The organism is Microbulbifer sp. ABE4_465, from assembly GCF_056160765.1.
In genome coordinates this window covers 411,099-434,549 of the sequence record NZ_JBSWXV010000002.1, presented here as the reverse complement: position 1 = coordinate 434,549, position 23,451 = coordinate 411,099, and the positions used below count along the sequence as shown (strand labels likewise).

Genomic DNA, 23,451 nt, shown 5'->3' with positions numbered 1-23,451 from the left:
ATTTGCGCTTCACTTCCCCGCTGATGGAAGTGCCCCAGTTGACCATCTAACGCAGCGAAGGGTACCAACTTGCAGATTTAAGATCAAACGATAATAGTTTGCATTTACATAACGTTTAACTGCGACTATGATTCGGCGCAACCGTACCAACCGGCAGTGATAACAATGGCCGGCGACACGGACATCCACTTGGGAACGTAAAAAGGGAGCACCGTCATGGGCCAGTTCATAGCTTTTCAATTAAAAACGCTGAAACTCCATCCTCTCGCAGCCGCAGTACTGGCACTCGGTGCCAGCAGCGCTGTGGCTCAATCGACAGATTCCGAATCGGTCGAGCAGCCAGTAATTCAGTTCGGTGAAGTCGTTGTCGCTGCGGACCGCAACCCGGCCGCTAAAGAGAAGGATGCAGCCACCGTTGTGGTTGAGCGCGTGCAGCTGGAAGAGCAGCAACCGGAATCCATTGCCCAGGCCCTGAAATACGAGCCCAATATCGAAGTGGTCGGCGGCCCTCGCTACTCCAACCAGGCTCCGAATATCCGCGGCCTGTCCGGCGTGCGTGTACTGCAAACCATCGACGGTGCCCGCCAGAACTTCAATTCCGGCCACCGCGGCACCTACCAGCTGGATCCGGAACTGCTGAAACAGGTAGAAGTGAAGAAAGGCCCCGCCTCCAGCTTGTGGGGCTCCGGCGCTATCGGCGGTGTGGTGGCCATGTCCACTAAAAGCTCTGCGGACCTGCTGAAAAGCGGCGACACTCTGGGCGGCTACCTGAAACAGGAACTGGGCAGCAACGGTGACGCTACCGAAACCACCGCCGCCGTCTACGGCCTGGCCGGTGACTTCGATTATCTGGTAAATGGCTCCGTATCCGAGCATGACAATGTAGAAATCGGCGGTGGCGAAGAGCTGGAAAACAGCGCCAGCGAAAACACCGCCCTGCTCGCCCGCGGCGGTTTCAAGATCAGCGACAACCAGCGCATCGACCTGTCCTTCCGCCACAACAATCGCGAAGAAGGCGTGCCGTCCAACCCCAACGCCAACGTCGGCACCAGCTCCCCGCTGGTAGAACGCGACATTACAGATCAGAACGTCACTGCGAATTACTGGATACAGGCACTGGAAGGCAAACACACCTCCAAGTTCACGGTTTACCGCAACGACACCCAGTTCGACGAATTCCGCCCCACGCAGGGTGACTCTTCCCTGGGTACTTTGGGCCAGAACGACAACACCGAAGTCACCACCACCGGCCTCGCGTTGACCAATTCCACCAACTGGGCCACCGAAGGTTTCGGCGCCCAGTGGGTATACGGCCTCGACTGGTACCAGGATGACGTCATCACCGTGCGCGACGGCGACAACCGCCCCGAAAACCTGAATGCCGACACCGACGTCCTCGGCCTCTACGCCCAGGCCGCATTCACCTTCGGCGACCTATTCACCCTGACCCCGGGCGTGCGCTACGACCGCTTCGAAGCGGAAAGCCAGCAGCTGAGCGAATCCGCGCGCGAGGACACCGCCGTCTCCCCATCCATCGCCGCCTCCGTCAAAGCCACCGACTGGCTGAGCCTGAGCGCCAGCTACGCCAAAGCTTTCCGCGCACCGGGCGTGGAGGAGATGTACACCCAGGGTACTCACTACGCCTACGGCGACTTCAGCTTTATGGGCATGGGATTTCTCGCCAACACTTTTATCCCCAATCCGGATCTGGAGTCTGAAGAAGCCGCCAACACCGAGCTGCGCGCCGACTTCGCCTTCAGTGGCCTCGCCACCGAAAACGACCAGCTGACCGCCAGTGCATCCGTGTTCCGCAATAAAGTGGACAACTTTATCGAGCAGGTAGTGATCAACCCGCACCCGGTTTTCGGTTTCCCGATGAACACGACGTATCTGAACGTGGACGAAGCGGAACTGAAGGGTTTTGAACTGAGCACCAACTATCTGGTGAACGACCTGGCGGTAGGCGTAAGCTACGGTCAGACCGAAGGTAAAGACCTGTCCGACGACAGCTATTTGAGCAACATCCCCGCGGACAAGTTCGTGCTGGATGTAGGCCACTACTTCCTGCAGCGCGACCTGAAAGCAGGCCTGCGCACCTCTGTAGTTTCTGCCCAGGACCAACTGCCGGAAGAAGTGACCAACGAGTACAACAGCTACACCCTGGCCGATGCCTACGTAACCTGGGAGCCTGCCGCTGGCAGCCTGAACGGCATTAAGCTGGGCCTGGCCCTGGATAACCTGACGGACGAAGAGTACCGAGTAGCCTTCCAGGAACTGTATATGCCGGGCCGCAACATTAAACTGTCTGCCAGCTACCGTTTCTGATCGAAACAGTCAAAATCGAAATCCACCACAAACGAGCGGCCTGCGGGGTACTTACTTGGCAAACGATTGCCGCTAGGTTGTTTGACAGGTAAGTACCCCGGAGGCCGCGGCTCGCGGAGCCCAAAACGCCGAAGACCGTGGCCCACGGAGCCGGTCATAGCTCCGTAGCCCGCCGAATCAGTGGTGGCCACCGCGCAAACAACCTCATCGGCAATCGTTTGCGCAATGGCCACCACTGCTTCGGCTGATTATGTGGAAATGAATTGATACAGAGAATTTTTGGTATTGCTTATGCAAAAACAGGGGCAACAAAAAGTGATACAAGACAAAGTACAGGAACTGCTTGCCAATGAATCTGGCTTTACCCTGGAACAGATGGCGAAACAGCTTGATACCAGCGTGCGCGAGATTATTGCCAACCTGCCAGCCGAAATGGCATCCCTCGCCGCTAGCGACGTCGTCTGGCAACTGATTGAAGAACTGCCCACCTGGGGCAAAGTCACCGCCATCGTCCAGAACGAAGGCTCCGTGTTTGAATTTAAAGGCGAGTTTCCCAAAGGCAGCATTGCCCACGGTTACTACAACTTTATGCACCACAAAAACCCCTTCCACGGCCACCTGCTGGTCGAAGGGCTGGTCGAAGTCGCCTTCGTCAGCAAACCGCACCGCGGGTCCGAAAGCCACTCCATGGTTTTTCTCGCCCCCAGCGGCAACTGCGTATTCAAGGTATTCCTGGGGCGGGACGCCGAGCGTAAATTGATCCCGGAACAGGTCGATCGATTCAAACAATTAAAACAGCAGCTGGCAGGCGCCAGTGCTGCACATTCCTGAGGGGAGATTCGGAAATGACAGAACAGAACGAACAACAAGCAGCGCAGAAAACCAACTCCCAAACCAACGACGGCGCCGACCTGGTGGCCGAAGTTCGCGACTTTATTGCCACCCGCAAACTGCTGAACCTTGCCAGCCTCGCCGAAGACGGCCAGCCCCACGCCAGTACCGCGCCCTTCCTCGCCGCCGATGGCAATTTCTACCTGTACATCTCCGACCTGTCCGAGCACTGCGCCAATCTCAAGGCCAACAGCAAGGCTTCGGTGATATTCAATGCCGACGAAGCGGACACCAAACAGGCCTTCGCCCGCCTGCGTGTCACCTTCAATGTGGTAGCCAGTATTATCGGCCGCGGTGAGGATCTGTGGCTGGAACGTATCGAGCAGCTACGCGAAAAGTTTGGCCCGGTAATGGATCACCTGAAAGACCTGGAAGATTTCCATCTGTTCGAACTGAAACCGAGTGCCGGCCGCTACGTGAAAGGCTTCGGCCAGGCGTACGCACTGGAAGGTCTGGAAAAGCAGGTTGCCCTGCATTTGAAGGATGGTCACAAGGAAAAGAACAGCGACGCCGCGTAACCCCAGGCGCCGCCATTTCCGCTCCGTGGCCCGCAGTGCAGCACTTCCTGCACTGCGGACCCGAGTATCTAAAAAGTGCTTTTAGAATCGATAGCCCAGTCCAGCGGCATACACCAGCGGATCAAGCTCCACATCCGCCGTCACCGCACCCACTCCAGGAATATCCACCGTCGCCTTGGTGTCGATATCCATCCACCACACAGCCACGTTAAATAACCAGCGCTTGTCAGCACCGAAAGCAAAGTCGACACCGGCTTCCGCGGCAATGCCTGATGAATTCTTCAGCTTGAGATCCGCAGAATCGGTTGCACCCAGGGTTGCGAATACGTCATTGGCGGTGCCACTGATTTTCTCTTCAAAAAAAACGGTGTAATTGAACCCAACCCCTACATAAGGCTGCACACTGGACGAAGAAGCAAGCGGGAAATATTGCAGCATAACGGTGGGAGGGAGGTGTTTCGTCTCGCCCAGGTCAAATGTCTCACCAAGCCCGGAAACTTCCAGATCATGACTGAACGGCGTCGCCGCTATCACCTCGACCCCCCAGCTCTGATTTAACATGTAAGTGCCAATAAGACTCAAAGCCGAGCCATTGTTCACGTCTGCAGCAGTGCCCTCGAGTGTCACATCACCCAGCGCAAGCGCACTGGAATTGACATCGGGACTCACCGAAATTGCACCACTGCGCAAAATGAATTCTCCAGGTTCATACGCGAGTGCCGGCGCGGAAAGCAGTGAAGCGAGAAGGGATCCAAGAGCCATTTTTTTCATAGTTATCTCCATATCCTTGATCGGTGTCGAATGCCTCACCAGCAGGGATACCCCAGGGGATACGCTGGTACACCTTGAGACTCAACCAGAATATAGACCAGCCAGTCATGCCGCAACACATATTTTCGCTCAGTTTTTGAGCTGCCGCTGCTGTTTCCGCGCAGGTTTCCGGCCCCAACCAAAACGCTATTCTTGATGACGCCAAAAGAATGATACGGAATTGCCACACCAATAACGGCTTTTTACAACGGCACTAACAACGCCATTAATAGATTGCTGCAGCGCAACAAAACTGCAACGCTACTGCAATCGTCATTTGTTACTTTTTAGTAACAAGTAACTAAAGAGTAATAAATATGACTTCTCGAAAAGGCTTTCTGCTTCCGCTGTTGCTGCTTGCCGGGTGCGGGGTAAATCAGGTTCCGCAGTCTCTGACCGCGACAGGTCTGCTGGTTGAGGAAAACGGCAAGTTCTATCTGATGGCCTCAGAGGAGCGCTATCACTTGAATAGTGTTCCACAACTGGATTACGAAAATTATCTCGGCCGAGAATTGATCGTGCAGGGAGAAATTCCCCGCTACTGCCACCAGGCCTGGGAAGACTCACTGGTAAAAGTGCACGGTGGTGCGGAGATGGTCGACCTGAACAAGGTTGACTGGTCCGATTGCCTGGAGGCCGACAAGGTTAGCCTGGTCACTGCAGACGGCGCTCACCTGGTGTATGACTGGGAAGAAATCGAGCTGGAAGACTACTACTTCTAATTCGCTGGACCTATTTCTCCCTCGAAGTATTTTCCCGCTGCGCAGGGCTCACGCCTTCAGCCTTGCGCCTTCAATCGAGTCTCGTCGCAGCTGGTTCCCGCCAGGGCGGCGAGTCCGCGTTTATCCAGCAGGCTTACCGCCCTTCCCTTCACCCTGATCAGATCCTGCTTCTGGAAGCGGGAAATTAACCGGCTTACGGTTTCCGCAGTGAGTCCGAGATAGTTGGCGATATCCATGCGCTGCATGGTGAGGTTGAAATCCACGGCCGAGTAACCGCGGCGGGCATAGCGCTCGGAAATATTGATCAACAGCGCTGCCAGGCGCGCATCAGCAGATCGCTTGCCGAGCAGCATGACCATGTCTTTTTCCTGACGCAGCTCTTCCGAAAAGAGATTGAAGATCTGCTTTTGCAAGCCGGGAACCTGTTGCGCGAGTGTCTCCAGCTGAGCGAAGGGCAGCTCACACACGCTGCTGTCTTCCAGCGCCTCGGCAAAACTGGGATGGGACTGACCGCTGTACGCATCCAGACCGAGCAGCTCGCCGGGCAATGCAAAGTGGGTGACCTGGGCATCGCCATCTGCGGCAAGCACGACCGACTTGAAGCTACCGGACCGGATGGCATACAGGCTGCTGAACTTGTCGCCGGCACGAAATAACTGCTCCCCGGCCTTGATCACGGTTTTCTTGCGGGTGATCTGCTCCAGACGCTCGATATCCTCCGCCGAGAGACCTGCCGGCAGACACAGAGCCCTGACCGAACAGTTGCCACAGCTGACGGCCTGCGACTTTGCCGCTGGTGATGTGTTGCGTGCGCTCAAACCGATCACTCTCCCTCTCGCGGTAACCACTGTTGCCGCCCGTCTGTTACTGGCCATTGCACCAATTTCTGTAGTCACATTGTATTCTCTACAAATCGCCTTAACACCCTGCCTGGGTTTTTCACAAGGTTCACGCCCTGAATCGAGGGCAGCGCTTTTGTTAAAGCACTGTCGTTAAAGCGCAGGTATTAAAGCACCCTTGAATAGGGCCCGTTCTCCACCGCCCGGTGCAGGTGGGTATCGAATGCCGCAGCCAGATTGCGCAAGAACCAGCGCCCCTGCTCGGTAACGTAAAATTCACGTTGATCAAGGCGAACCAGGTCATCGTCGAACATGGGCTGCAATCGTTTCAACTCCGCGTCGAAGAAATCCTCGAAGGGCGCACCGGCACGGGCCTCTACTTCGCGCTTGTCCACCCCCAGCTGGCACATCAATTCCATAATCAGCCACTGCCGCAAGCGGTCGTCTTCACTCATGTACCAACCGCGCACAATGGCCTGCCCCCGGTCCGCAACTGCTCCGGCGTACGCCTTGAGTGCGTGCGCATTTTGCCAGTAACCATCCCGGCTATAGCTGATGGCTGAGGCCCCCAGGCCAACCAACGCCTCTGCGGGCATCAACGTGTACCCCTGGAAGTTTCGCGCCAGCCGGCCCTCCATTGCCGCTTTCGCCATGGCATCACCGGGGCGTGCGAAATGGTCCATCCCCAGGAACTGGTACCCGGCGCCAGTGAGCTGCCGGGTCGCAGCCAGTTGCATGGCCATTTTATCCACTGGCGCGGGCATCAGGTTGGCGTTGATCAGGCGCTGGGCCCTGAAGCGCTCCGGGAGGTGGGCATAGTGATAGAGCGCGATGCGGTCGGGAGCCAGTGCCAGCACCTGCTCAACAGTGCGCTGCAGGCTATCGACGGTTTGCCCCGGTAATCCGTAAATCAGATCGTAAGCAATAGAACCGAACCCTTGCGCGCGCGCGTCGTCAGTCAATGCCGCTACCTCGCCCGCACTGCAGATACGATTGATGGCCCGCTGCACACCAGGATCGAAATCCTGCACCCCGAGGCTCAGTCGATTAAACCCGAGCCGGCGCAGGGTTTTGAAGGTACCGGGGGCCAGGGTGCGCGGGTCTGCCTCGATGCTGTACTCCACCTCGTCGCCGGACTGCAGGGAAAAGTGCTCCCCGAGGCCGTTGATCAGACGCTCGAGGTCACTGTCATTCAGGAAGGTCGGTGTGCCGCCCCCCAGGTGCAACTGGGTAACCGGCGCCCTCGATAGTCCCCGGTACCAGCGGGCCTCCCGCAACAGCGTTTCCAGGTAATCGGCCGCTCCGTCGTACTTGCGGGTAATGACCTTGTTACAGGCACAGAAATAGCACAGGGACTGGCAGAAGGGGATGTGGACGTACAGGGAGAGAGAGCCGGCGTCGCCCAGGGATGCCCAGGGTTTACGGCCGCTGGCATCGCCAGTTTCGCCGTCCAGCGGTGCGAAGCGGTCGGCGGTCGGGTATGAGGTATAGCGCGGGCAGGGGCCAGCGTAACGCTGCAGCAACGCCAGTGACAGACTATCCGGAGAAAGCGCAGACGCTCGCGCGGGGGAAAGAGATACTGCGGGGTCCATCTGGCATGCCTCCTGTTACCGGGACCCGGAGGCTACGAAAATGCAGGTGCTCCCCACTTGATCTGAATCAAGTGGGGAGCGATTGATAACTCGTCAGTCACCTGCCGGGCGGCGAAACAGATTCTGGATAGACGAGAAATCCAGCACCCGATTAATCGGGTCACCACCGTGCAGCTGATACAGGTTTTTCGCCAGCGCGCCGAGGGGAGTCGATGAGGCACTGCCTGCCGCGGTATCCATGGCCAGCCCCAGATCTTTCAGCATCAATGCCACGGAAAAGCCCCCCTGATACTCCCTCGAAGCGGGAGCAGTTTCCATCACTCCCGGGTAGGGATTGTACTTTTCCAGCGACCAGTTACCGCCTGAGCTCGCAGCCATGATTTCCGACAGCACCGACGGATCCAGGCCATTATCCACTCCCAGCTGCAGTGCTTCGGCGGTACCAATCATATGAATCGCCAGCAACATGTTGTTGCAGATTTTCGCTACCTGTCCGCTTCCCGCAGGCCCCGCATGAAAAATATTTTTGCCCATGGCCTCCAGCACCGGGCGCGCCCGAGTGATGGCGCTTTCCTCACCACCGCACATAAAAGACAGTGTTCCCGCTGAAGCGGCGGCGGTGCCCCCGGACACCGGTGCATCCAGTGCGGCAATCCCGCGCTCTCCAGCGGCGGCAACGAGCTGCCGGGCATCGTTGGCGGCAATGGTGGAACAATCGATCAACAGGGTATCGGAACCCATTGCCTGCAACAGACCGTGCACACCGAGGTACAAAGTGCGCACCGCTTCTCCACTGGGCAACATGGAAACCACCGTATTGGCGCCCTCAATGGCGGCAAGCGCACTGTCCGCCTTGTGGCAACCACTGGCCACAGCGTTTTCCAGCATCGGCGCCGACAGGTCAAATGCGGTTACCGTGAAGCCTTGCTTCACCAGGTTCGCGGCCATGGGACCACCCATATTGCCGAGACCAATAAATGCGACCTTCTCCATCAAATCATCCTTTTATATTTATTGTTCGCTCCCCGTCCAATGATCAGCGATCCAGACCAGGGGAGCCGACACCATACTACTCAATTTTTATCACGGGCGATGAGTTCCGGGACAACCGGCAACCCACTGCAACGGCAGTTTTCGCGCCATATCAACCCACTACGCCCCGATCGGGGAGGATGCACGCCAACACACTGCGCCACTAATCTGCAGACTGCGGTTTTCATCTGTCGAAGCCACAGCGGTATCGTGACATTCGGCCCATAACTCCAATAAATAAAATACGGTACTCAGCGATGATCAAGCCAACCCCCGGTGGCCGGCAACGGCTATGCACCTTTCCCAGCCTGTTACCCTGCCTGTTACTTGCCACTTTTTCCGCCCATGCCTCGGCGGACTGGTATTTCCGCGGCACGGCCAATGGCTGGGCCGCCGAAGCCCTGAGCCAGGTCAGCGACACCCAATACCAAACCTGCCAGAGCTTCGCCGGCGGCGATGACAACGGCGGCCCCCGTTTCAAGATCGACAAATCCGGCAACTGGCAGGAGGCCTACCCCGCCTCCGATTACAGCGTAACGGCGTATACCAGCTACGACATCACCTTCTACAGCGACAGCAAGACCATTCAGGTTGCGGAAGTCGCCAGCTGTGACGAGAGCGGTCCCGCAAGCAATTTCTCCAGCCTGTACTTCCGCGGTACCGCCAACGGCTGGAGTGCGAGCGCCATGGAGCTGGTAGCGGACAACACCTGGCAACTGGCGGTCAGTTTTGACGGCCTGGCCAACCAGCGCTTCAAGGTCGACGTTTTTGGTGACTGGAGTCAGAACTATGGCGACAGTAACGGCGACGGTCATCTCGAGCAGAGCGGCAGTGATATTTATACCGGTGTCGCTGGTGACTACCTGCTTACGGTGAATGATGCCAACCTGAGTTACTCACTGGATCCGCTCGGCTGTGACCAGAATTGCGGTGGCGATGTGCAGCAGCTCGGTGCGGTCTACACCCCCCAGCAAACCACCTTTTCGCTCTGGTCACCGGACCACAGCGACGTGCAGCTGGTGCTCGACGGTCAGAATTACCCGATGAGCAAAGTCTCCGCCAGCGCCCTCGCGGGCACCGGCCTCACGGATATTTACTCGGTAGCCGTGGCCGGTGACTGGAAATTGCAGCCTTACTACTTCGTGGTCAACGGGGTAGCAGTACGCGACCCCTACGGCAAAATGGTGGAACCCAATACCAACAACAACATTGTCATGGACATGTCGCGCACCGAACTGGCCAACGGCTGGTCGGTGCGACCGGTTCTGCACGCGCGCGAAGATGCGGTCATCTACGAAGTGCACGTGCGCGATTTCACCATCGCTGCGGAATCCGGTGTGAGCAGTGACAAGCGCGGCAAGTTTCTCGGCATGGTGGAAAGTGGCTCACACCACAACGGTGTCGCAACCGGCATCGATCACCTCAAGGAGCTCGGAGTTACCCACGTGCAACTCTTGCCGGTGTACGACTTTGGCTCCTGCCCCGACGTGACCGACAACACCTGTTACAACTGGGGCTATGACCCGCGCAATTACAGCATCCCGGAAGAGCGCTACTCGCTGACCCCCTATGACTATGAAAACCGCGTGCGCGAGTTCAAGCAGATGGTAGATGAATTTCACAAGGCCGGACTGCGCGTGATCATGGATGTGGTGTACAACCACACCTATTCCAAGGAGATGTTCGAAGCGATTTCCACCAGTTACTACACCCCCACCGATCTGTCCGGAACCGGCAACAGCATTGATGCGAATGTACCCATGGTGAGCCGCATGATTCGCGACTCACTGGAATACTGGGTGGAGGAATACAATATCGATGGCTTCCGCTTCGACCTGATCGGTATTTTTGATTACGACGAGGTGGGGGAATGGGGCAGCTACCTGAACCAGCGATTCCCAGACCGGAACCTACTACTCTACGGCGAGCCCTGGAACGGCTACGCCTCGGACCCGCGGGAACTGGAGCGGGTACGTCTCGGTACCATCGGCCGGATTCACGAAGCGCGGGTGGGAGTATTCAATCCAAAATTCCGCGAGGCGATCAAAGGCCAGAACGACAACGGCCACTGCAACCCCGGCGACTGCTTTGCCTTCAACAATAACCCGGACACCTGGCGCATTGAAGTGGGCAGCCGAGGCGCCCTCCGCTACACCCACAACAAGGACACCGCGATCGACAGCTGGGATCCGATGTTTGCCATGGACCCGGAACAGAGCATCAATTATGTCTCCGCCCACGACAACCTCACCCTGCGCGACAAAGTATTGCAGTGGGCCGACCTGAACGGCATCAGCCGGGACAGCGGCTACCTGCGCCGCATCCAGAAGTTTGCCAATGGAATCGTACTCACCAGCCAGGGTATTCCATTCCTGCACGGCGGCGTGGAGTTGATGCGCGATAAACAGGAAGACCACAACAGCTACCAGTCCCCGGACGCCATCAACCAGTACAACTGGCACTGGAAAATCGACAATGCCGATGTCTACGACTACTACCGGGATGCGATCGCACTGCGTCGCGCCCACCCGGCGTTCCGCCTGACCAGCTGGGATGACATCAATCAATACGTCACCAGCCAGCGTCCGCGCTACGGCGTGATCGTGAACCGCATCAATGGCGCCGCAGTGGGCGACAGCTGGCACGACGTGATCGTGATTTACAACAGCGCAGACAATTATCAATTTGATCTGCCCGCCGGTGAGTGGAAAGTGGCAATGGAGAAGTCCGACCCAGCGGCCGGTAACGGACGGATAGTAAGCGGCAGCGTCATTGCCGAAGGTACTGCGGTCACCGTGCTCTACCGGGACCAGTAGCAGCGGCGCCACAAGTGCGAAAGAATGGTCTGCAGGAACTTTGGGGCGGTATCACCGCCCCTTTTTTATAAAGCCGTTACAGATCGGACAAAGGATTTTTCCCATCCCATGGACTGGCAAAGCACGCGTCCACCTGTGCGAGAGTCACATCTTCAATCGCGGCCGGCTGCCACTGCGGGTTGCGATCCTTGTCGATCAACAGCGCGCGCACGCCCTCCTTTACCTGCCCGTTGCCACACATATTTACCGCCAGCGCCAGTTCCATCTGCAGCACCTGCGCCAAAGACATATGCCGGGCCCGGCGCAGTTGTTCCCACACGATCCACGCGGTAAGCGGACAGCCTGCCTTCAGGGTTTTGGCGGCACGCTGCAGCCAGGGATCTTCCCCGCTGTAGTCGACGATATCCCGGTACACCTCCGGCAGGGTCGCGGCGTCGGTGAGCTGCTGGATCACATCGTAGTGTTCGCGCAGATTCGGCGCCGGGTGATCCGCCGCGCCCAATTCCAGGGACTGCACCGCGCGGCTGACCCGGGCGTGGTCCTGCTGATCCCCCCCTGCAAATTCCAGCGCCGCCAGTTTGTCGATCAACGCCTGTTTCGCATCACTCGGCAACAGGCGGTCCGCCATGCCGCAATACAGCGCATCGGTGCCATTGAACTGGGCACCGGTGAGGCCGAGAAACAGACCGGTACGGCCGGGCATCCGATTCAGAAACCAGCTCCCGCCCACGTCCGGAAACAGGCCAATGGTAATTTCCGGCATTGCCATACGGGTGGACTCGGTAACGATGCGGTGACTGGCACCACTCATAATGCCGATGCCCCCACCCATCACGATGCCATTGCCCCAGACCACGATCGGTTTCGAATAGGTGTGAATGCGATAGTCGAGGCGATACTCGCGGGTAAAAAAGTCCTGCACAAACCGGCTCGCGCCCTGCTCGCCGTAGCTGCCAGATTCCCGGTGCAACGCCACCACATCGCCACCGGCACACAGGGCTTTCTCCCCAGCCCCGTCGATCCAGATACAGCCAACACTCTCGTCCTGCTCCCAGGCATCGAGCTGGGCGGCCAGAATATCGATCATGTCGAGGTTCAGGGCATTGAGTGCTTTGGGCAGATTCAGCGTCAATTTGCCAAGCGCGCCCTGGCGCTCAACGAGTACGGGTGATTCCTGGGGCATACTGGTTCCGGATTGTGCTATTTGAAGCAAAGTTAAACATAGATACGGTAGCAGTGGCATTACCCGGGGCTTCCCCGAAAGGTGACTTAACCGGCGATTAAAAAAACACCACCAAGCGCAGGTTGAAGTTTTCCAACAAACTGATAACTTGCGCGCAAATTCTGACCGACTGGATTAGAGCTCTAATGGCTGAATACGTTTACACAATGAACCGCGTGGGCAAGGTTGTTCCGCCCAAGCGTGAGATTCTGAAAGATATTTCCCTGTCCTTCTTCCCCGGCGCCAAAATCGGCGTACTGGGCCTGAACGGCGCCGGCAAATCCACCCTGCTGCGTATCATGGCAGGCGTCGATCAGGACTATAACGGTGAAGCCCGCGCCATGCCCGGCATCAACGTCGGCTACCTGCCCCAGGAACCGCAGCTGGACCCGGCCAAAAACGTGCGCGGCAACGTCGAAGACGGGATGCGTGAAGCCATCGACGCCCTCGCCGGCCTCGAACAGGTCTACGCCGACTACGCCGAACCCGACGCCGACTTCGACGCCCTGGCGAAAAAACAGCAGCAGTTCGAAGACGTCATCCAGGCCTGGGACGCCCACAACCTGGAGCACCGCCTGGAAGTGGCCGCCGACGCCCTGCGCCTGCCGCCCTGGGATGCCGACGTGAACAACCTGTCCGGTGGTGAGAAGCGCCGTGTGGCCCTGTGCCGCCTGCTGCTGTCCCGCCCGGACATGCTGCTGCTGGACGAACCCACCAACCACCTGGACGCGGAATCCGTGTACTGGCTGGAGCGCTTCCTGCACGACTTCGAAGGCACCGTGGTCGCCATTACCCACGATCGCTACTTCCTCGACAATGTAGCCGGCTGGATTCTGGAACTGGACCGCGGCCACGGCATCCCCTGGGAAGGTAACTACACCACCTGGCTGGAACAGAAAGAGAAGCGCCTGGAGCAGGAACAGAAAGGCGAGCAGGCCCGCGCCAAGGCCATGCAGAAAGAACTGGAGTGGGCCCGTCAGAACCCGAAAGGCCGCCAGTCCAAGAACAAGGCCCGCCTGTCCCGCCTGGAAGAAATGCAGTCCCAGGAATTCCAGTCCCGCAACGAGACCAACGAGATCTACATTCCGCCGGGTGAGCGCCTGGGTGACAGCGTGATCGAGCTGAACAATGTCAGCAAAGCCTTCGGCGACCGCGTACTGATCGACAACCTGTCATTCCGTGTACCCAAGGGTGCCATCGTCGGTATCGTCGGCGGTAACGGCGCGGGTAAGTCCACCCTGTTCCGCATGATCAGCGGCAAGGAACAGCCGGATTCCGGTGAGATCAAGATCGGGGAAACCGTGCAGATCGCCAGCGTCGACCAGAGCCGCGAAAACCTGGACGACAACAAGACCGTGTGGGAAGCCGTATCCGACGGTCACGACATGCTCAAGATCAACAACTACGAAGTGGGCTCGCGCAACTACATTGGCCGATTCAACTTCAAGGGCAGCGACCAGCAGAAACGCGTGGGCGAACTTTCCGGCGGTGAGCGCGGCCGCCTGCACCTGGCCTACACCCTGAAGCAGGGCGCCAACGTACTGCTGCTGGACGAACCGTCCAACGACCTGGACATCGAAACCCTGCGCGCCCTGGAAGAAGCCCTGCTGAGCTTCCCCGGCTGCGCCATGGTCATCTCGCACGATCGCTGGTTCCTGGACCGGGTGGCGACCCACATCCTCGCCTACGAGGGCGACAGCAACGTGGTGTTCTTCGAAGGCAACTACACCGAGTACCACGAGGACTTCGTGGCCCGCAACGGTGAGAATGCCACCCCGCACCGGATGCAGTACAAGAAACTGAAGACCTGATACTTTCGCACGTCGCAGTATAAAAGCCCGCGCCCGCGGGCTTTTTTATTGGCATGTAACCAGATTGCAATATTGCCGGTATTCACTGAATTGCGTAATGTGGTGGAAAAGCGATACCAATTGATACCGGCCTATGAATGATCCCACAGGAGTCCAGCTTTCATCCGGGCGCAAATTACTTCCCATTGCGCTACTCACCGCGGCTCTGATCGGTATCAGTGAATGGGCCGTCGACACCTGGGTTCCACAGAGTACTGCCCCCCTTGGCCTGACTATTCGAATCGTTTTTGTCACATTGCTACTGGTCACCCTTTGGCACTACCTGCTGCGCAGACAGCGAAAGCTCAACCGGCAACTGACAAAGTTGCTGGAGTACCAGGAAAAACTGAACGCACGCTACCAGCGAGAACTGCTCGAGCGGGAGGCCACCGAAGTGGCGCTGTCGGACCAGCTTCACTTTCTGCAAGTTCTTACAGACGCTATTCCGGCGCCGATTTTCTATAAAAATGCCGAGGGTATTTATACCGGCTGCAACCGGGCGTTTGAGGCTTTCCTGGGCAAGCCCCGCAGTGAAATTGTCGGACGTTCGGTCTACGGTGTATCGCCGGGCCCACAGGCAAAGATCTATCACGAAAAAGATCTTGAGTTGATGCGCCAGCGCGGGCACCAGGTGTATGAGTCTCAGGTGGTGTATGCCGACGGCACCCTGCACGATGTCATATTCAACAAGGGCGCCTACGAACTGGAAAATGGACGTGTCGGCGGCCTGATCGGCGTCATTCTCGATATCACTGATCGCAAGCAACTGGAGAGGGACCTGATTCAGGCGAAGGAAAAGGCAGAATTTTACAGCCGTTCGAAAACCCAGTTTCTCACCAATATGAGCCATGAGATCCGCACACCGCTCAATGCCATTGTCGGGTTCAGCCAGGTACTGCACAACCGCAGTGAAGGAATTGAACTGCCCCGGGACTTCCACTCCTTTCTGGAAAAAATCTCAATCAGCGGGCAGCGGCTGGCAGAGCTGGTAAATGACGTGCTGGATATCTCCCGAATCGAGGCGGGAAAAATTGAGGCGGTGGAAGAGGACTTTCCCCTGCAGCGACTGCTCGATTGCATTCTGATTTCCTGCGAGCCCGAGGCCCTGCGCCAGGGTGTGCACATTCACTGCAATATCGACCCGGCCCTGCCCGAGTACATTCGCAGCGACCGGGGCAAACTCTCGCAGATTCTGATCAACCTGATCGCCAATGCGGTCAAGTTCTCGCCGGCCAACAGCAGTGTCGAGCTCAAGCTGCAAAAACAAGCTAAAGCGCAACTGGCCATTGATGTAACGGACAGGGGGATTGGTATTCCGCCGGAGCAGCAGGCGATCATTTTTGAGCCCTTTGAGCAGATCGACAAATCCCTGCAGGGGCAGGCGCGCGGTACCGGTCTTGGCCTCCCCATCACCCGCAGCCTGGTGGAGCTTCTGGGAGGGAGTATCGATCTGGAAAGTGACGGTAACGCCGGCACATGCTTTAAAGTCCTTTTGCCGCTGCAGGAAGGTAATCCGGAGCCGTCGGGCGCGATTGACGGGGAAGTCTCCCACACCGTGCTCACCGGTAAACAGGTACTTATTTTTGAAGACAACCCGCTAAACCAGGCGTTAATGCAGGCGTTCTGTGACGACCTGGAGCTGTGCGCGACCTTCGTCACCAACGGGCGCGACGGCGTTGAAAAAGCCCGGACGTTGCGTCCAGATCTGATCTTTATGGATGTGCAGTTACCTGGGCTAACGGGCATCGAAGCGACACGGGAAATCCGTCAGGACCCGAGCATTGGCAGTACGCCGATTATCGGTCTTTCCGCGGCGGCCTTCAGTGATCAGCAAAGTGCAGCGCTCGACGCCGGCATGAACGGCTACCTCACCAAACCCATCGCCTTCCCGCAACTGATTGCAGCGATGAAAAGCCACCTGGACTAGCCAGCCCTGCCGGGCTGTATTGACAAGCAAGCCCTGAAATACCGTAAACAAGCGGGAACTTCAGACCGTTAGCGCACGACCCCGCGGCTCTTCGACGCCATCAATGATAACAACCCGATTTCTGCCGCGCTCTTTTGCCATGTATAGCGCCTTGTCCGCTTCTTCAAACAGTTGTATGGCGGAACTCAAGTTGCCATCCTCATAACTGGCCACTCCGATACTGACACTCAACGGGACACCATCACACTCGGTTTTCGCCACGGCTTCCAGCAACCGGTTGGCAATCCTGTTTGCCACCTGTCGATCACATCGTGGAAGCAGCACCGCAAATTCCTCTCCGCCGTAGCGGCAGGCAACGGCCGGCTTGCGCACCAGTTTACCGGTGAGCTGCCCGACGGCCCGCAGAGCCTCATCTCCCCGGGCATGCCCGAGGCGATCATTAATGGCTTTGAAATGATCCAGATCAAGCACCACCAATGCGAGCGGAGTGCCATTGCGCGCGGCCAGAGAGAACTCCCTCGCCAGAAGTTCGTCAAAATGGCGGCGGTTAAACAGGCCTGTCAACTGATCGGTATGCCCCTGGCGCTGAATCTCGCCGACCCGGGCACCCAGGGCGAGAGACAGCAACACCATCTCGATCAAAGCGCCGACCTGAAACGCATTGTGGGTAACAGCATTGTGCGGCAGCACACCAAAGGTTTTGAAAATATACATGACCACCGTCCACATCAGCGTGATCCATGCGATCAGAAAGTACCGCGCGGAGACGGAGCCCCGCCACACACTGACAGCGCCGACCGACAGTGAAGTCAATGAAACAATCAGCGCAGCAACCGAAAACACTTCCGTCATCGTTGCATAGTCGACAAACGGCGCGAGGATTGTCAGTAAGATCACACAATATCGCAGCAGGCCACAGTATCTATCGATCCCGGGCGCCAGCCGTTTCAGGTTGCAAATCAGTCGGGCAAACTGAATGGCAAAAGTCAATGTGAGCCCCAGCGCAAGAAGCAACGCGCGATTTGCAATCCAAGGGAAGTCAGGCCAGATAAACTGGAACGCAAAACCGTTCAGTACCGCGAAGAACAGACCACAGCTGATGCTGTACCCCATATAGTAGGCGTACGCCGGGTCCCGCAACGCCAGAAACAGGAACAGGTTGTACAGCACCAGCACCAGGAAGCCGCCGTAGTAAATGCCGTACAACAGCTGCTCTACTCCAAGGCGTGGCAGATAGGCTTCCTGACTGCTGACGGACAGACCAATATTGACACTGCCAGCGGAGGCGAAACGCAGGTAAAAGGTTTGCCGGCTTCCGGCTGGTAGTGTCACCGGAAAAACGAAATCCCGCAGGGCCAGCGGACGGCTGCCAAAGGGCTGGTGGTCGCCGGTGCGAATATGTTGCCACTGCCCATCGCCAAGTGGCGCCCAGAAATCCAGGTGATCAATCAGTACATAGTCCTGTCGGATAATCAGCGGCAGATCGTGCTCGGTGGGATTTTCCAGAGTGAACGCCACCCAATAAGCGGCGTCACTAAAACCGAAATTTGCCGCGTCCTTCCGCCATGGCGAAAGCCTGCTGGCAAGCGCAACGGGGTCCAGTTTTTGCGCCGGCAACGTCTGGTCGCGATCGATAAAGAGCTGTAAATGTGAAGTAAGGGAGTGAGTAGGCTGGCCGGGTTCGACCTGAACCGTGTCGCCATAGACCACCCATGACGCAAAAATCCACGGCGCACATAGTAAGAAAGTGCGTATGCAATAATAGAGGGCGCCGATCAGTTTCATCCCTAAACCTAACCCAGTGAAGTCGAATCATTGTCTGCAGTGCCACACTTTTTGATGGTGTCCGGCAACTGGCTCTGCTGCACCTGATCGTCAGGCTGTGAAAATACTATCACACTGTTTAGAGCTGCCCCCAATGTAGTGGCCAATCCAATCTCCCGATAGAAAATGGGCAGCCTGAGGCTGCCCATTAGGGTCCCGCGTCCTGCTTGCGGTGATTATCTATCCCTGCAAATCAATCCCGTGAATGTCTGGATCAGTTCAGGTCAAAGCGGTCCAGGGTCATCACTTTGGTCCAGGCTTTGACAAAGTCGTTCACAAACTTCTCGTCGTTGTCGCTGGCTGCATACATTTCTGCAACCGCACGCAGCTCAGAGTTGGAACCGAAGATCAGGTCTACCGGAGTGGCGGTCCACTTCAGTTCGCCGGTCTTGCGGTCCTTGCCTTCGTACAGGCCATCTTCCTTGAAGGATTTGGACCACTTGGTGTCCATGCTCAGCAGGTTGACGAAGAAGTCGTTGCTGAGAGTGCCCGGCTTGTCGGTGAAGACACCGTGCTTGCTGTTGTCGTAGTTGGCACCCAGGGTGCGCATGCCACCGACAAGAACACTCATTTCCGGCACGCTCAGGTCCAGCAGGTTGGCGCTGTCTATCAGCATATCCACCGGCATCAGGTGCGCTTCCTCACTGTAGTAATTGCGGAAGCCGTCGGCCTTGCGCTCCAGGAAGCCGAAGGACTGAACGTCGGTCATTTCCTGGGTGGCATCGTTGCGACCCGGCTTGAACGGCACGACAATCTCATAGCCGGCTTTTTTCGCCGCCTGCTCGATTGCCGCCGCACCGCCAAGTACGATCATATCTGCCATGGACACTTTCTTGCCGCCGCGTGCCTTGCGATTGAAGTCCTGCTGAATAGATTCCAGCTGGGCGAGAACTTTGTTCAGTTCCTGCGGGTTGTTTACCGGCCAGTCTTTCTGCGGCGCCAGGCGAATGCGTGCACCGTTGGCACCACCGCGCATGTCGGTTCCGCGGTAAGAGGAAGCGGAGGCCCATGCGGTGCGCACCAGTTCCGGTACAGTCAGGCCGCTATCCAGCACGGTTGCTTTCAGGTTCTTCACGTCGCGATCGTTGATCAGCTTGAAGTCCACCTGCGGGATCGGATCCTGCCAGCTCAGCACTTCCGCCGGTACCTCGTCACCCAGGTAGCGCGCACGCGGGCCCAGATCGCGGTGAGTCAGCTTGAACCAGGCTTTGGCAAAGGCCAGCTGGAACTCTTCCGGATTCTTGTGGAAACGCTCGGCGATTTCCTTGTACTTCGGATCGAAGCGCATGGACAGGTCGGTGGTGAACATCATCGGCGCGTGGCGTTTACCTTCAACGTGCGCATCCGGAACGAATTTCACCTGCTCGGCGTTTTCCGGTTCCCACTGGGTGTGGCCCGCCGGGCTCTTGGTTTTTACCCACTCGAAACCGAACAGGTTATCCAGGAACTGGGAGCTCCAGGCGATTGGGTTTGCTGACCAGGCACCTTCCAGGCCGGAGGTCACGGTGTCTTCCGAGTGCCCTTTACCGCACTTGTTTTCCCAACCAAAGCCCTGCTGTTCAAGGGGCGCGTCCCCAGGAGCAGCACCGATACACTTCTCCGGCTTGTGCGCGCCGTGGGCCTTGCCGAATGTGTGGCCCCCGGCAATCAGGGCAACGGTCTCTTCGTCACTCATGGCCATACGACCGAAGGTATCGCGAATGCGGTGACCGGCAGCAACTGGATCCGGGTTACCATTGGGGCCTTCCGGGTTTACATAGATCAGCCCCATGTGGTCCGCGGCCAGAGGCTTCTCCAGCTTGTCGCCATCGAAACGTTTGTCGTTGCCGAGCCACTCGCGCTCGGAGCCCCAGTAGACAACGTCGGCTTCCCAGTCGTCTTCACGGCCACCGGCAAAGCCAAAGGTTTCGAAGCCCATGGATTCCAGGGAAACGTTTCCGGCCAGCACCATCAGGTCGGCCCAGGAAATGGCGTTGCCGTATTTCTGTTTTACCGGCCACAGCAGGCGGCGGGCTTTATCCAGGCTGACGTTGTCCGGCCAGCTGTTCAGAGGTTCAAAACGCTGCTGACCGCCACCGGCGCCACCGCGACCATCGTATACACGGTAGGTACCGGCACTGTGCCAGGCCATACGGATAAAGAAAGGACCGTAGTGGCCGTAGTCTGCTGGCCACCAATCCTGGGAGGTGGTGAGGACCTGTTCGATATCTTTTTTGATCGCGTCCAGATCCAGCTTGCTGAAGGCTTCGGCGTAATCGAAGTCTTCGCCCATGGGGTTGGACTTTTCTGCATTCATGCGCAGGGGTTGCAGGTCGATACGGTTTGGCCACCAGTCCCGGTTGGACATCGGCTCGCCGGACGGCGCAGCATTGGCGTTGACAGAGAGGGCTGTCGCCAGGGCTACCGCCAGGGAGAGGGATTTCTTGAGCATTGGATTGCGTTCCTTATAGTCTCATCTATCGGACGAGGGAATCCTATAGGGTTACACAATCACCTTGAAATTAGGCGTTGTTATCGTCTCAATTAACACAGACAATCCATGAGAAAATTTCGATAGCCTACAGATATTACCCTGATAAGCGGCGCTAATTCATCGAACAAAAACCAACCCGGCACCCCCAGCCTCATACACACAGAATCCCCATGGAAAAAGTCGCCCTCTTTGTCGACGTGCAAAACGTCTACTACACCACCCGGCAGGCATTTCGCCGCAACTTTGACTACAACGCCTTCTGGTCCCGGGCCACGCAAGCCCGAAAGGTAACCAGGGCCATTGCCTACGCCACCGACCGCGGCGATAAAAAGCAGCGGGAGTTTCAGAACATTCTCAGAGCCATCGGTTTCGAGGTGAAGCTGAAACCCTTTATCCAACGCGCCGATGGCTCTGCCAAAGGCGACTGGGATGTGGGAATTACTATTGATGTACTGGAATATGGCAGAGACGCCGATACGGTGGTGCTGGTATCGGGCGATGGAGATTTTGATTTGCTGGCGGAAAAGCTGCGCCTTGGTTACGGCAGGAAGGTGGAGGTATATGGCGTCGCACCACAGACATCCGCCTCCCTGATCAATGCCGCGAGTCAGTTTATTCCGATCGAGGATAACCTCCTTCTGCGCTGATATTTGTCAGCAGTGAAAACGGCCCTTGGTAAACTCCTGTGAGCGGCCGTTGCCAGCCTATGAGGTTGCCGCCACAAAAGTCCGCTGTGTTGTCCCGTGTTCCGGATTGCGCGGCGCCAGCTCAACGCGGTTGCGGCCGGTATGTTTTGCGCGATACAGCGCAGCATCTGCCGCCTCAAACAACTGAATCGCTGACGAGTAGTTTCCTTGTTCCAGGGCTGCGACACCACAGCTCACGGTAAGAGAAATATCGTTCAGGCTCAGCTCCGCAACCAGGTGACGTAACCGCTCCGCCACAATTGCCGCTTGTGCACGGTTCGTGCGCGGCAATAGAATCGCGAATTCTTCCCCTCCATAACGGCAGGCCACGACCGGTTTACGAATCTGCTTTCTGACCAACTGCCCCAGTGCAGCGAGAGCCGCGTCGCCCCGCACGTGCCCCAAGCCATCGTTGATGACCTTGAAGTGATCCAGGTCAAGAATCAGCAGCGCCAGAGGCGTCCCATTGCGCTCGGCACTCGCAAACTCCTTCGGTAATCGCTCGTCGAAATGGCGGCGATTGAACAGTGTGGTCAACGGGTCTAGATAGCCACTCCGCTGAATCTCACCAACCCTCGCCCCCAGCGCCAGGGAAAGCAACACCATCTCCAGCAGCGCCCCCACCTGGAAGGCATTATGGGTAATACTGTTGTGCGGCAGCAGGCCAAATGTTTTCAGCATATAGATAACCACACTCACCAGTAGTGCCGTCCACCCAACGAGAAAATACCGCGCGGACACCGATCCCCCCAACAGACTGAGCACACCCATCACCATAAACAGCATGGAAAGCACCAGGGTCAGAATTGCCAGTATCAGAATCATGGGGCCATAGCTGACGAAGGGCGATATGGCAGTCAAAGGGAGCAGTGCGTACAGCAACACCCGGGCCAGTAGATCCGTGCGCGGAGCCAGCTGCGGACCCGCACATACAGTGCGCACAAACTGGATACCCAAAATCAGCGTGAGGCCAAGCAATGCCACCAGGCTCTGATTCGCCAACCAGGGATTTTCCGGCCACAGGTACTGGTAAGAGACACCGTTGTGCACTCCGAAATAGAGCCCATAACAGATTGCATACCCCATATAAAAGGCATAGGCGCGGTCGCGCACCGCGAGAAATAAAAATAGGTTGTAGACCACCAGCACGATGAATCCACCGTAGTAGATACCAAGCAGTAGCTGCTCTTTACTCAGCTGGGGAAGCAGTGCAATCTCGCTGCTGACACTGAGCCCGATATTCATGGAGCCCGCAGTCTGATAGCGCAGATAGTAAGTCCGGGTGGCATTACCGGGCAGGGTAATCGGGAAGATAAAATCCCGCATATTCAATGGACGAGTGTCGAACGCGCGGCGATCGCCGGTTGCAATCTGAGTCCAGCTGCCGTTGTCTGTGGGTTGCCAGAAATCCAGGTAATCGATCAGCGGATAGTCCTGACGGAATACCAGCTCGAGGGGCGCAGCCGTGGGATTATGCAGGGTGACCGCAACCCAGTAAGCGGCATCGCTGAAACCGAAATTGGTCCCGTCACCCTCACTGGTGCGCCAGCGTCCGGAGAAATCGGATTCCGCGACATCGCGAAAGCTCAGGCCACGGTGCTCGTCAACCAGTATACGAAGGTATGGAGAAAGACTCTGAGGAGACTGTGCGCCGCCCACAACAAAGGGCTCTGCCCGGACACTGACCGAGACAAAAATCATTGCCACACACAAAAGCCACTTCGAGAGACCCATCGCCGTCACTCCGTTCTTATTTTTCTACTTGCTACCGTAGTTTAATGCGCACACCCAATGTATCACTATTCATCGCGGTGGTATTGACTCCGTTTGTCCCAAATGCGAATGCGGGCGTTCCAGTTAGAGCTTCGCTGCTACCTCCTGTACCATGACGGCCGTGATGCGCTAATGCCGGCCAGATAAATCC

General features: G+C 57.3%; 16 protein-coding genes. 8 read left to right on the top strand and 8 right to left on the bottom strand.

Going from position 1 to position 23,451, the window contains the following annotated elements; translation table 11 throughout:
• The first annotated feature begins 216 nt into the window (after nt 1-216).
• The 3 genes from ACXAG1_RS05500 (at nt 217) to ACXAG1_RS05490 (ending at nt 3,734) form a co-directional block, all read left to right on the top strand.
• The gene (locus ACXAG1_RS05500; RefSeq protein WP_475119170.1) at nt 217-2,325 is read left to right on the top strand and encodes a TonB-dependent hemoglobin/transferrin/lactoferrin family receptor; all 2,109 of its coding nucleotides are present in this window, start codon (nt 217-219) and stop codon (nt 2,323-2,325) included.
• A gap of 315 nt (nt 2,326-2,640) precedes the next feature.
• Nucleotides 2,641-3,156, top strand: a complete 516-nt coding sequence (gene hutX / locus ACXAG1_RS05495; RefSeq protein WP_475119169.1) for a heme utilization cystosolic carrier protein HutX — start codon at nt 2,641-2,643, stop codon at nt 3,154-3,156.
• A 14-nt stretch (nt 3,157-3,170) separates the two neighbouring features.
• Entirely contained in the window at nt 3,171-3,734 is a 564-nt protein-coding gene (locus ACXAG1_RS05490) for a HugZ family pyridoxamine 5'-phosphate oxidase (protein WP_475119168.1), read from the top strand.
• 81 nt (nt 3,735-3,815) lie between these two features.
• Here ACXAG1_RS05490 and ACXAG1_RS05485 read toward each other — a convergent pair whose 3' ends face one another.
• On the bottom strand, nt 3,816-4,505 hold the full coding sequence (locus ACXAG1_RS05485; protein ID WP_475119167.1) for an OmpW/AlkL family protein: 690 nt from the start codon (nt 4,503-4,505) through the stop codon (nt 3,816-3,818).
• A 356-nt stretch (nt 4,506-4,861) separates the two neighbouring features.
• Between ACXAG1_RS05485 and ACXAG1_RS05480 the strand changes: the two genes are divergently transcribed.
• A complete protein-coding gene (locus ACXAG1_RS05480; protein ID WP_475119166.1) occupies nt 4,862-5,266 on the top strand; it encodes a hypothetical protein in 405 nt (134 codons plus the stop codon).
• A 56-nt stretch (nt 5,267-5,322) separates the two neighbouring features.
• On the opposite strand, the gene fnr is transcribed toward ACXAG1_RS05480, so the two are convergent.
• From fnr to mmsB, 3 genes are all read right to left on the bottom strand, one after another.
• Nucleotides 5,323-6,084, bottom strand: coding sequence for a fumarate/nitrate reduction transcriptional regulator Fnr (gene fnr / locus ACXAG1_RS05475; RefSeq protein ID WP_475119165.1), 762 nt, complete (start codon nt 6,082-6,084; stop codon nt 5,323-5,325).
• Between the two features lie 188 nt (nt 6,085-6,272).
• Entirely contained in the window at nt 6,273-7,697 is a 1,425-nt protein-coding gene (gene hemN, locus ACXAG1_RS05470; RefSeq protein ID WP_475119164.1) for an oxygen-independent coproporphyrinogen III oxidase, read from the bottom strand.
• A 93-nt stretch (nt 7,698-7,790) separates the two neighbouring features.
• On the bottom strand, nt 7,791-8,690 hold the full coding sequence (mmsB, locus tag ACXAG1_RS05465) for a 3-hydroxyisobutyrate dehydrogenase (protein ID WP_475119163.1): 900 nt from the start codon (nt 8,688-8,690) through the stop codon (nt 7,791-7,793).
• A 296-nt stretch (nt 8,691-8,986) separates the two neighbouring features.
• Between mmsB and pulA the strand changes: the two genes are divergently transcribed.
• The gene (gene pulA, locus ACXAG1_RS05460; RefSeq protein WP_475119162.1) at nt 8,987-11,545 is read left to right on the top strand and encodes a type I pullulanase; all 2,559 of its coding nucleotides are present in this window, start codon (nt 8,987-8,989) and stop codon (nt 11,543-11,545) included.
• Between the two features lie 76 nt (nt 11,546-11,621).
• Here pulA and ACXAG1_RS05455 read toward each other — a convergent pair whose 3' ends face one another.
• On the bottom strand, nt 11,622-12,728 hold the full coding sequence (locus ACXAG1_RS05455; protein ID WP_475119161.1) for an enoyl-CoA hydratase/isomerase family protein: 1,107 nt from the start codon (nt 12,726-12,728) through the stop codon (nt 11,622-11,624).
• A gap of 185 nt (nt 12,729-12,913) precedes the next feature.
• On the opposite strand from ACXAG1_RS05455, the gene ettA reads away from it, so the two are divergent.
• Nucleotides 12,914-14,578, top strand: a complete 1,665-nt coding sequence (gene ettA, locus ACXAG1_RS05450) for an energy-dependent translational throttle protein EttA (protein WP_475091851.1) — start codon at nt 12,914-12,916, stop codon at nt 14,576-14,578.
• 133 nt (nt 14,579-14,711) lie between these two features.
• On the top strand, nt 14,712-16,544 hold the full coding sequence (locus tag ACXAG1_RS05445) for an ATP-binding protein (protein ID WP_475119160.1): 1,833 nt from the start codon (nt 14,712-14,714) through the stop codon (nt 16,542-16,544).
• A gap of 60 nt (nt 16,545-16,604) precedes the next feature.
• Here the strand turns inward: ACXAG1_RS05445 and ACXAG1_RS05440 are convergent, their stop codons facing one another.
• Nucleotides 16,605-18,329: a 7TM diverse intracellular signaling domain-containing protein gene (locus tag ACXAG1_RS05440; protein ID WP_475091849.1), complete on the bottom strand. Its 1,725-nt coding sequence runs from the start codon at nt 18,327-18,329 to the stop codon at nt 16,605-16,607.
• A 253-nt stretch (nt 18,330-18,582) separates the two neighbouring features.
• Nucleotides 18,583-20,799, bottom strand: a complete 2,217-nt coding sequence (gene katG / locus ACXAG1_RS05435; RefSeq protein WP_475091848.1) for a catalase/peroxidase HPI — start codon at nt 20,797-20,799, stop codon at nt 18,583-18,585.
• A 212-nt stretch (nt 20,800-21,011) separates the two neighbouring features.
• Between katG and ACXAG1_RS05430 the strand changes: the two genes are divergently transcribed.
• Complete coding sequence (locus ACXAG1_RS05430; RefSeq protein WP_475091847.1) at nt 21,012-21,488, top strand: NYN domain-containing protein; 477 nt, start codon at nt 21,012-21,014, stop codon at nt 21,486-21,488.
• Nucleotides 21,489-21,545: 57 nt separating this feature from the next.
• Here ACXAG1_RS05430 and ACXAG1_RS05425 read toward each other — a convergent pair whose 3' ends face one another.
• Entirely contained in the window at nt 21,546-23,261 is a 1,716-nt protein-coding gene (locus tag ACXAG1_RS05425) for a diguanylate cyclase (protein WP_475119159.1), read from the bottom strand.
• Nucleotides 23,262-23,451: the final 190 nt, after the last annotated feature.

Bases quoted from the DNA above. Each gene is read 5' to 3' on its own strand.
- katG (WP_475091848.1), bottom strand. From the start codon at position 20,799: ATGCTCAAGAAATCCCTCTCCCTGGCGGTAGCCCTGGCGACAGCCCTC.
- ACXAG1_RS05485 (WP_475119167.1), bottom strand. From the start codon at position 4,505: ATGAAAAAAATGGCTCTTGGATCCCTTCTCGCTTCACTGCTTTCCGCG.
- hemN (WP_475119164.1), bottom strand. From the start codon at position 7,697: ATGGACCCCGCAGTATCTCTTTCCCCCGCGCGAGCGTCTGCGCTTTCT.
- ACXAG1_RS05455 (WP_475119161.1), bottom strand. From the start codon at position 12,728: ATGCCCCAGGAATCACCCGTACTCGTTGAGCGCCAGGGCGCGCTTGGC.
- mmsB (WP_475119163.1), bottom strand. From the start codon at position 8,690: ATGGAGAAGGTCGCATTTATTGGTCTCGGCAATATGGGTGGTCCCATG.
- ettA (WP_475091851.1), top strand. From the start codon at position 12,914: ATGGCTGAATACGTTTACACAATGAACCGCGTGGGCAAGGTTGTTCCG.
- ACXAG1_RS05480 (WP_475119166.1), top strand. From the start codon at position 4,862: ATGACTTCTCGAAAAGGCTTTCTGCTTCCGCTGTTGCTGCTTGCCGGG.
- ACXAG1_RS05490 (WP_475119168.1), top strand. From the start codon at position 3,171: ATGACAGAACAGAACGAACAACAAGCAGCGCAGAAAACCAACTCCCAA.
- ACXAG1_RS05500 (WP_475119170.1), top strand. From the start codon at position 217: ATGGGCCAGTTCATAGCTTTTCAATTAAAAACGCTGAAACTCCATCCT.
- ACXAG1_RS05425 (WP_475119159.1), bottom strand. From the start codon at position 23,261: ATGGGTCTCTCGAAGTGGCTTTTGTGTGTGGCAATGATTTTTGTCTCG.
- pulA (WP_475119162.1), top strand. From the start codon at position 8,987: ATGATCAAGCCAACCCCCGGTGGCCGGCAACGGCTATGCACCTTTCCC.
- ACXAG1_RS05445 (WP_475119160.1), top strand. From the start codon at position 14,712: ATGAATGATCCCACAGGAGTCCAGCTTTCATCCGGGCGCAAATTACTT.
- ACXAG1_RS05440 (WP_475091849.1), bottom strand. From the start codon at position 18,329: ATGAAACTGATCGGCGCCCTCTATTATTGCATACGCACTTTCTTACTA.
- ACXAG1_RS05430 (WP_475091847.1), top strand. From the start codon at position 21,012: ATGGAAAAAGTCGCCCTCTTTGTCGACGTGCAAAACGTCTACTACACC.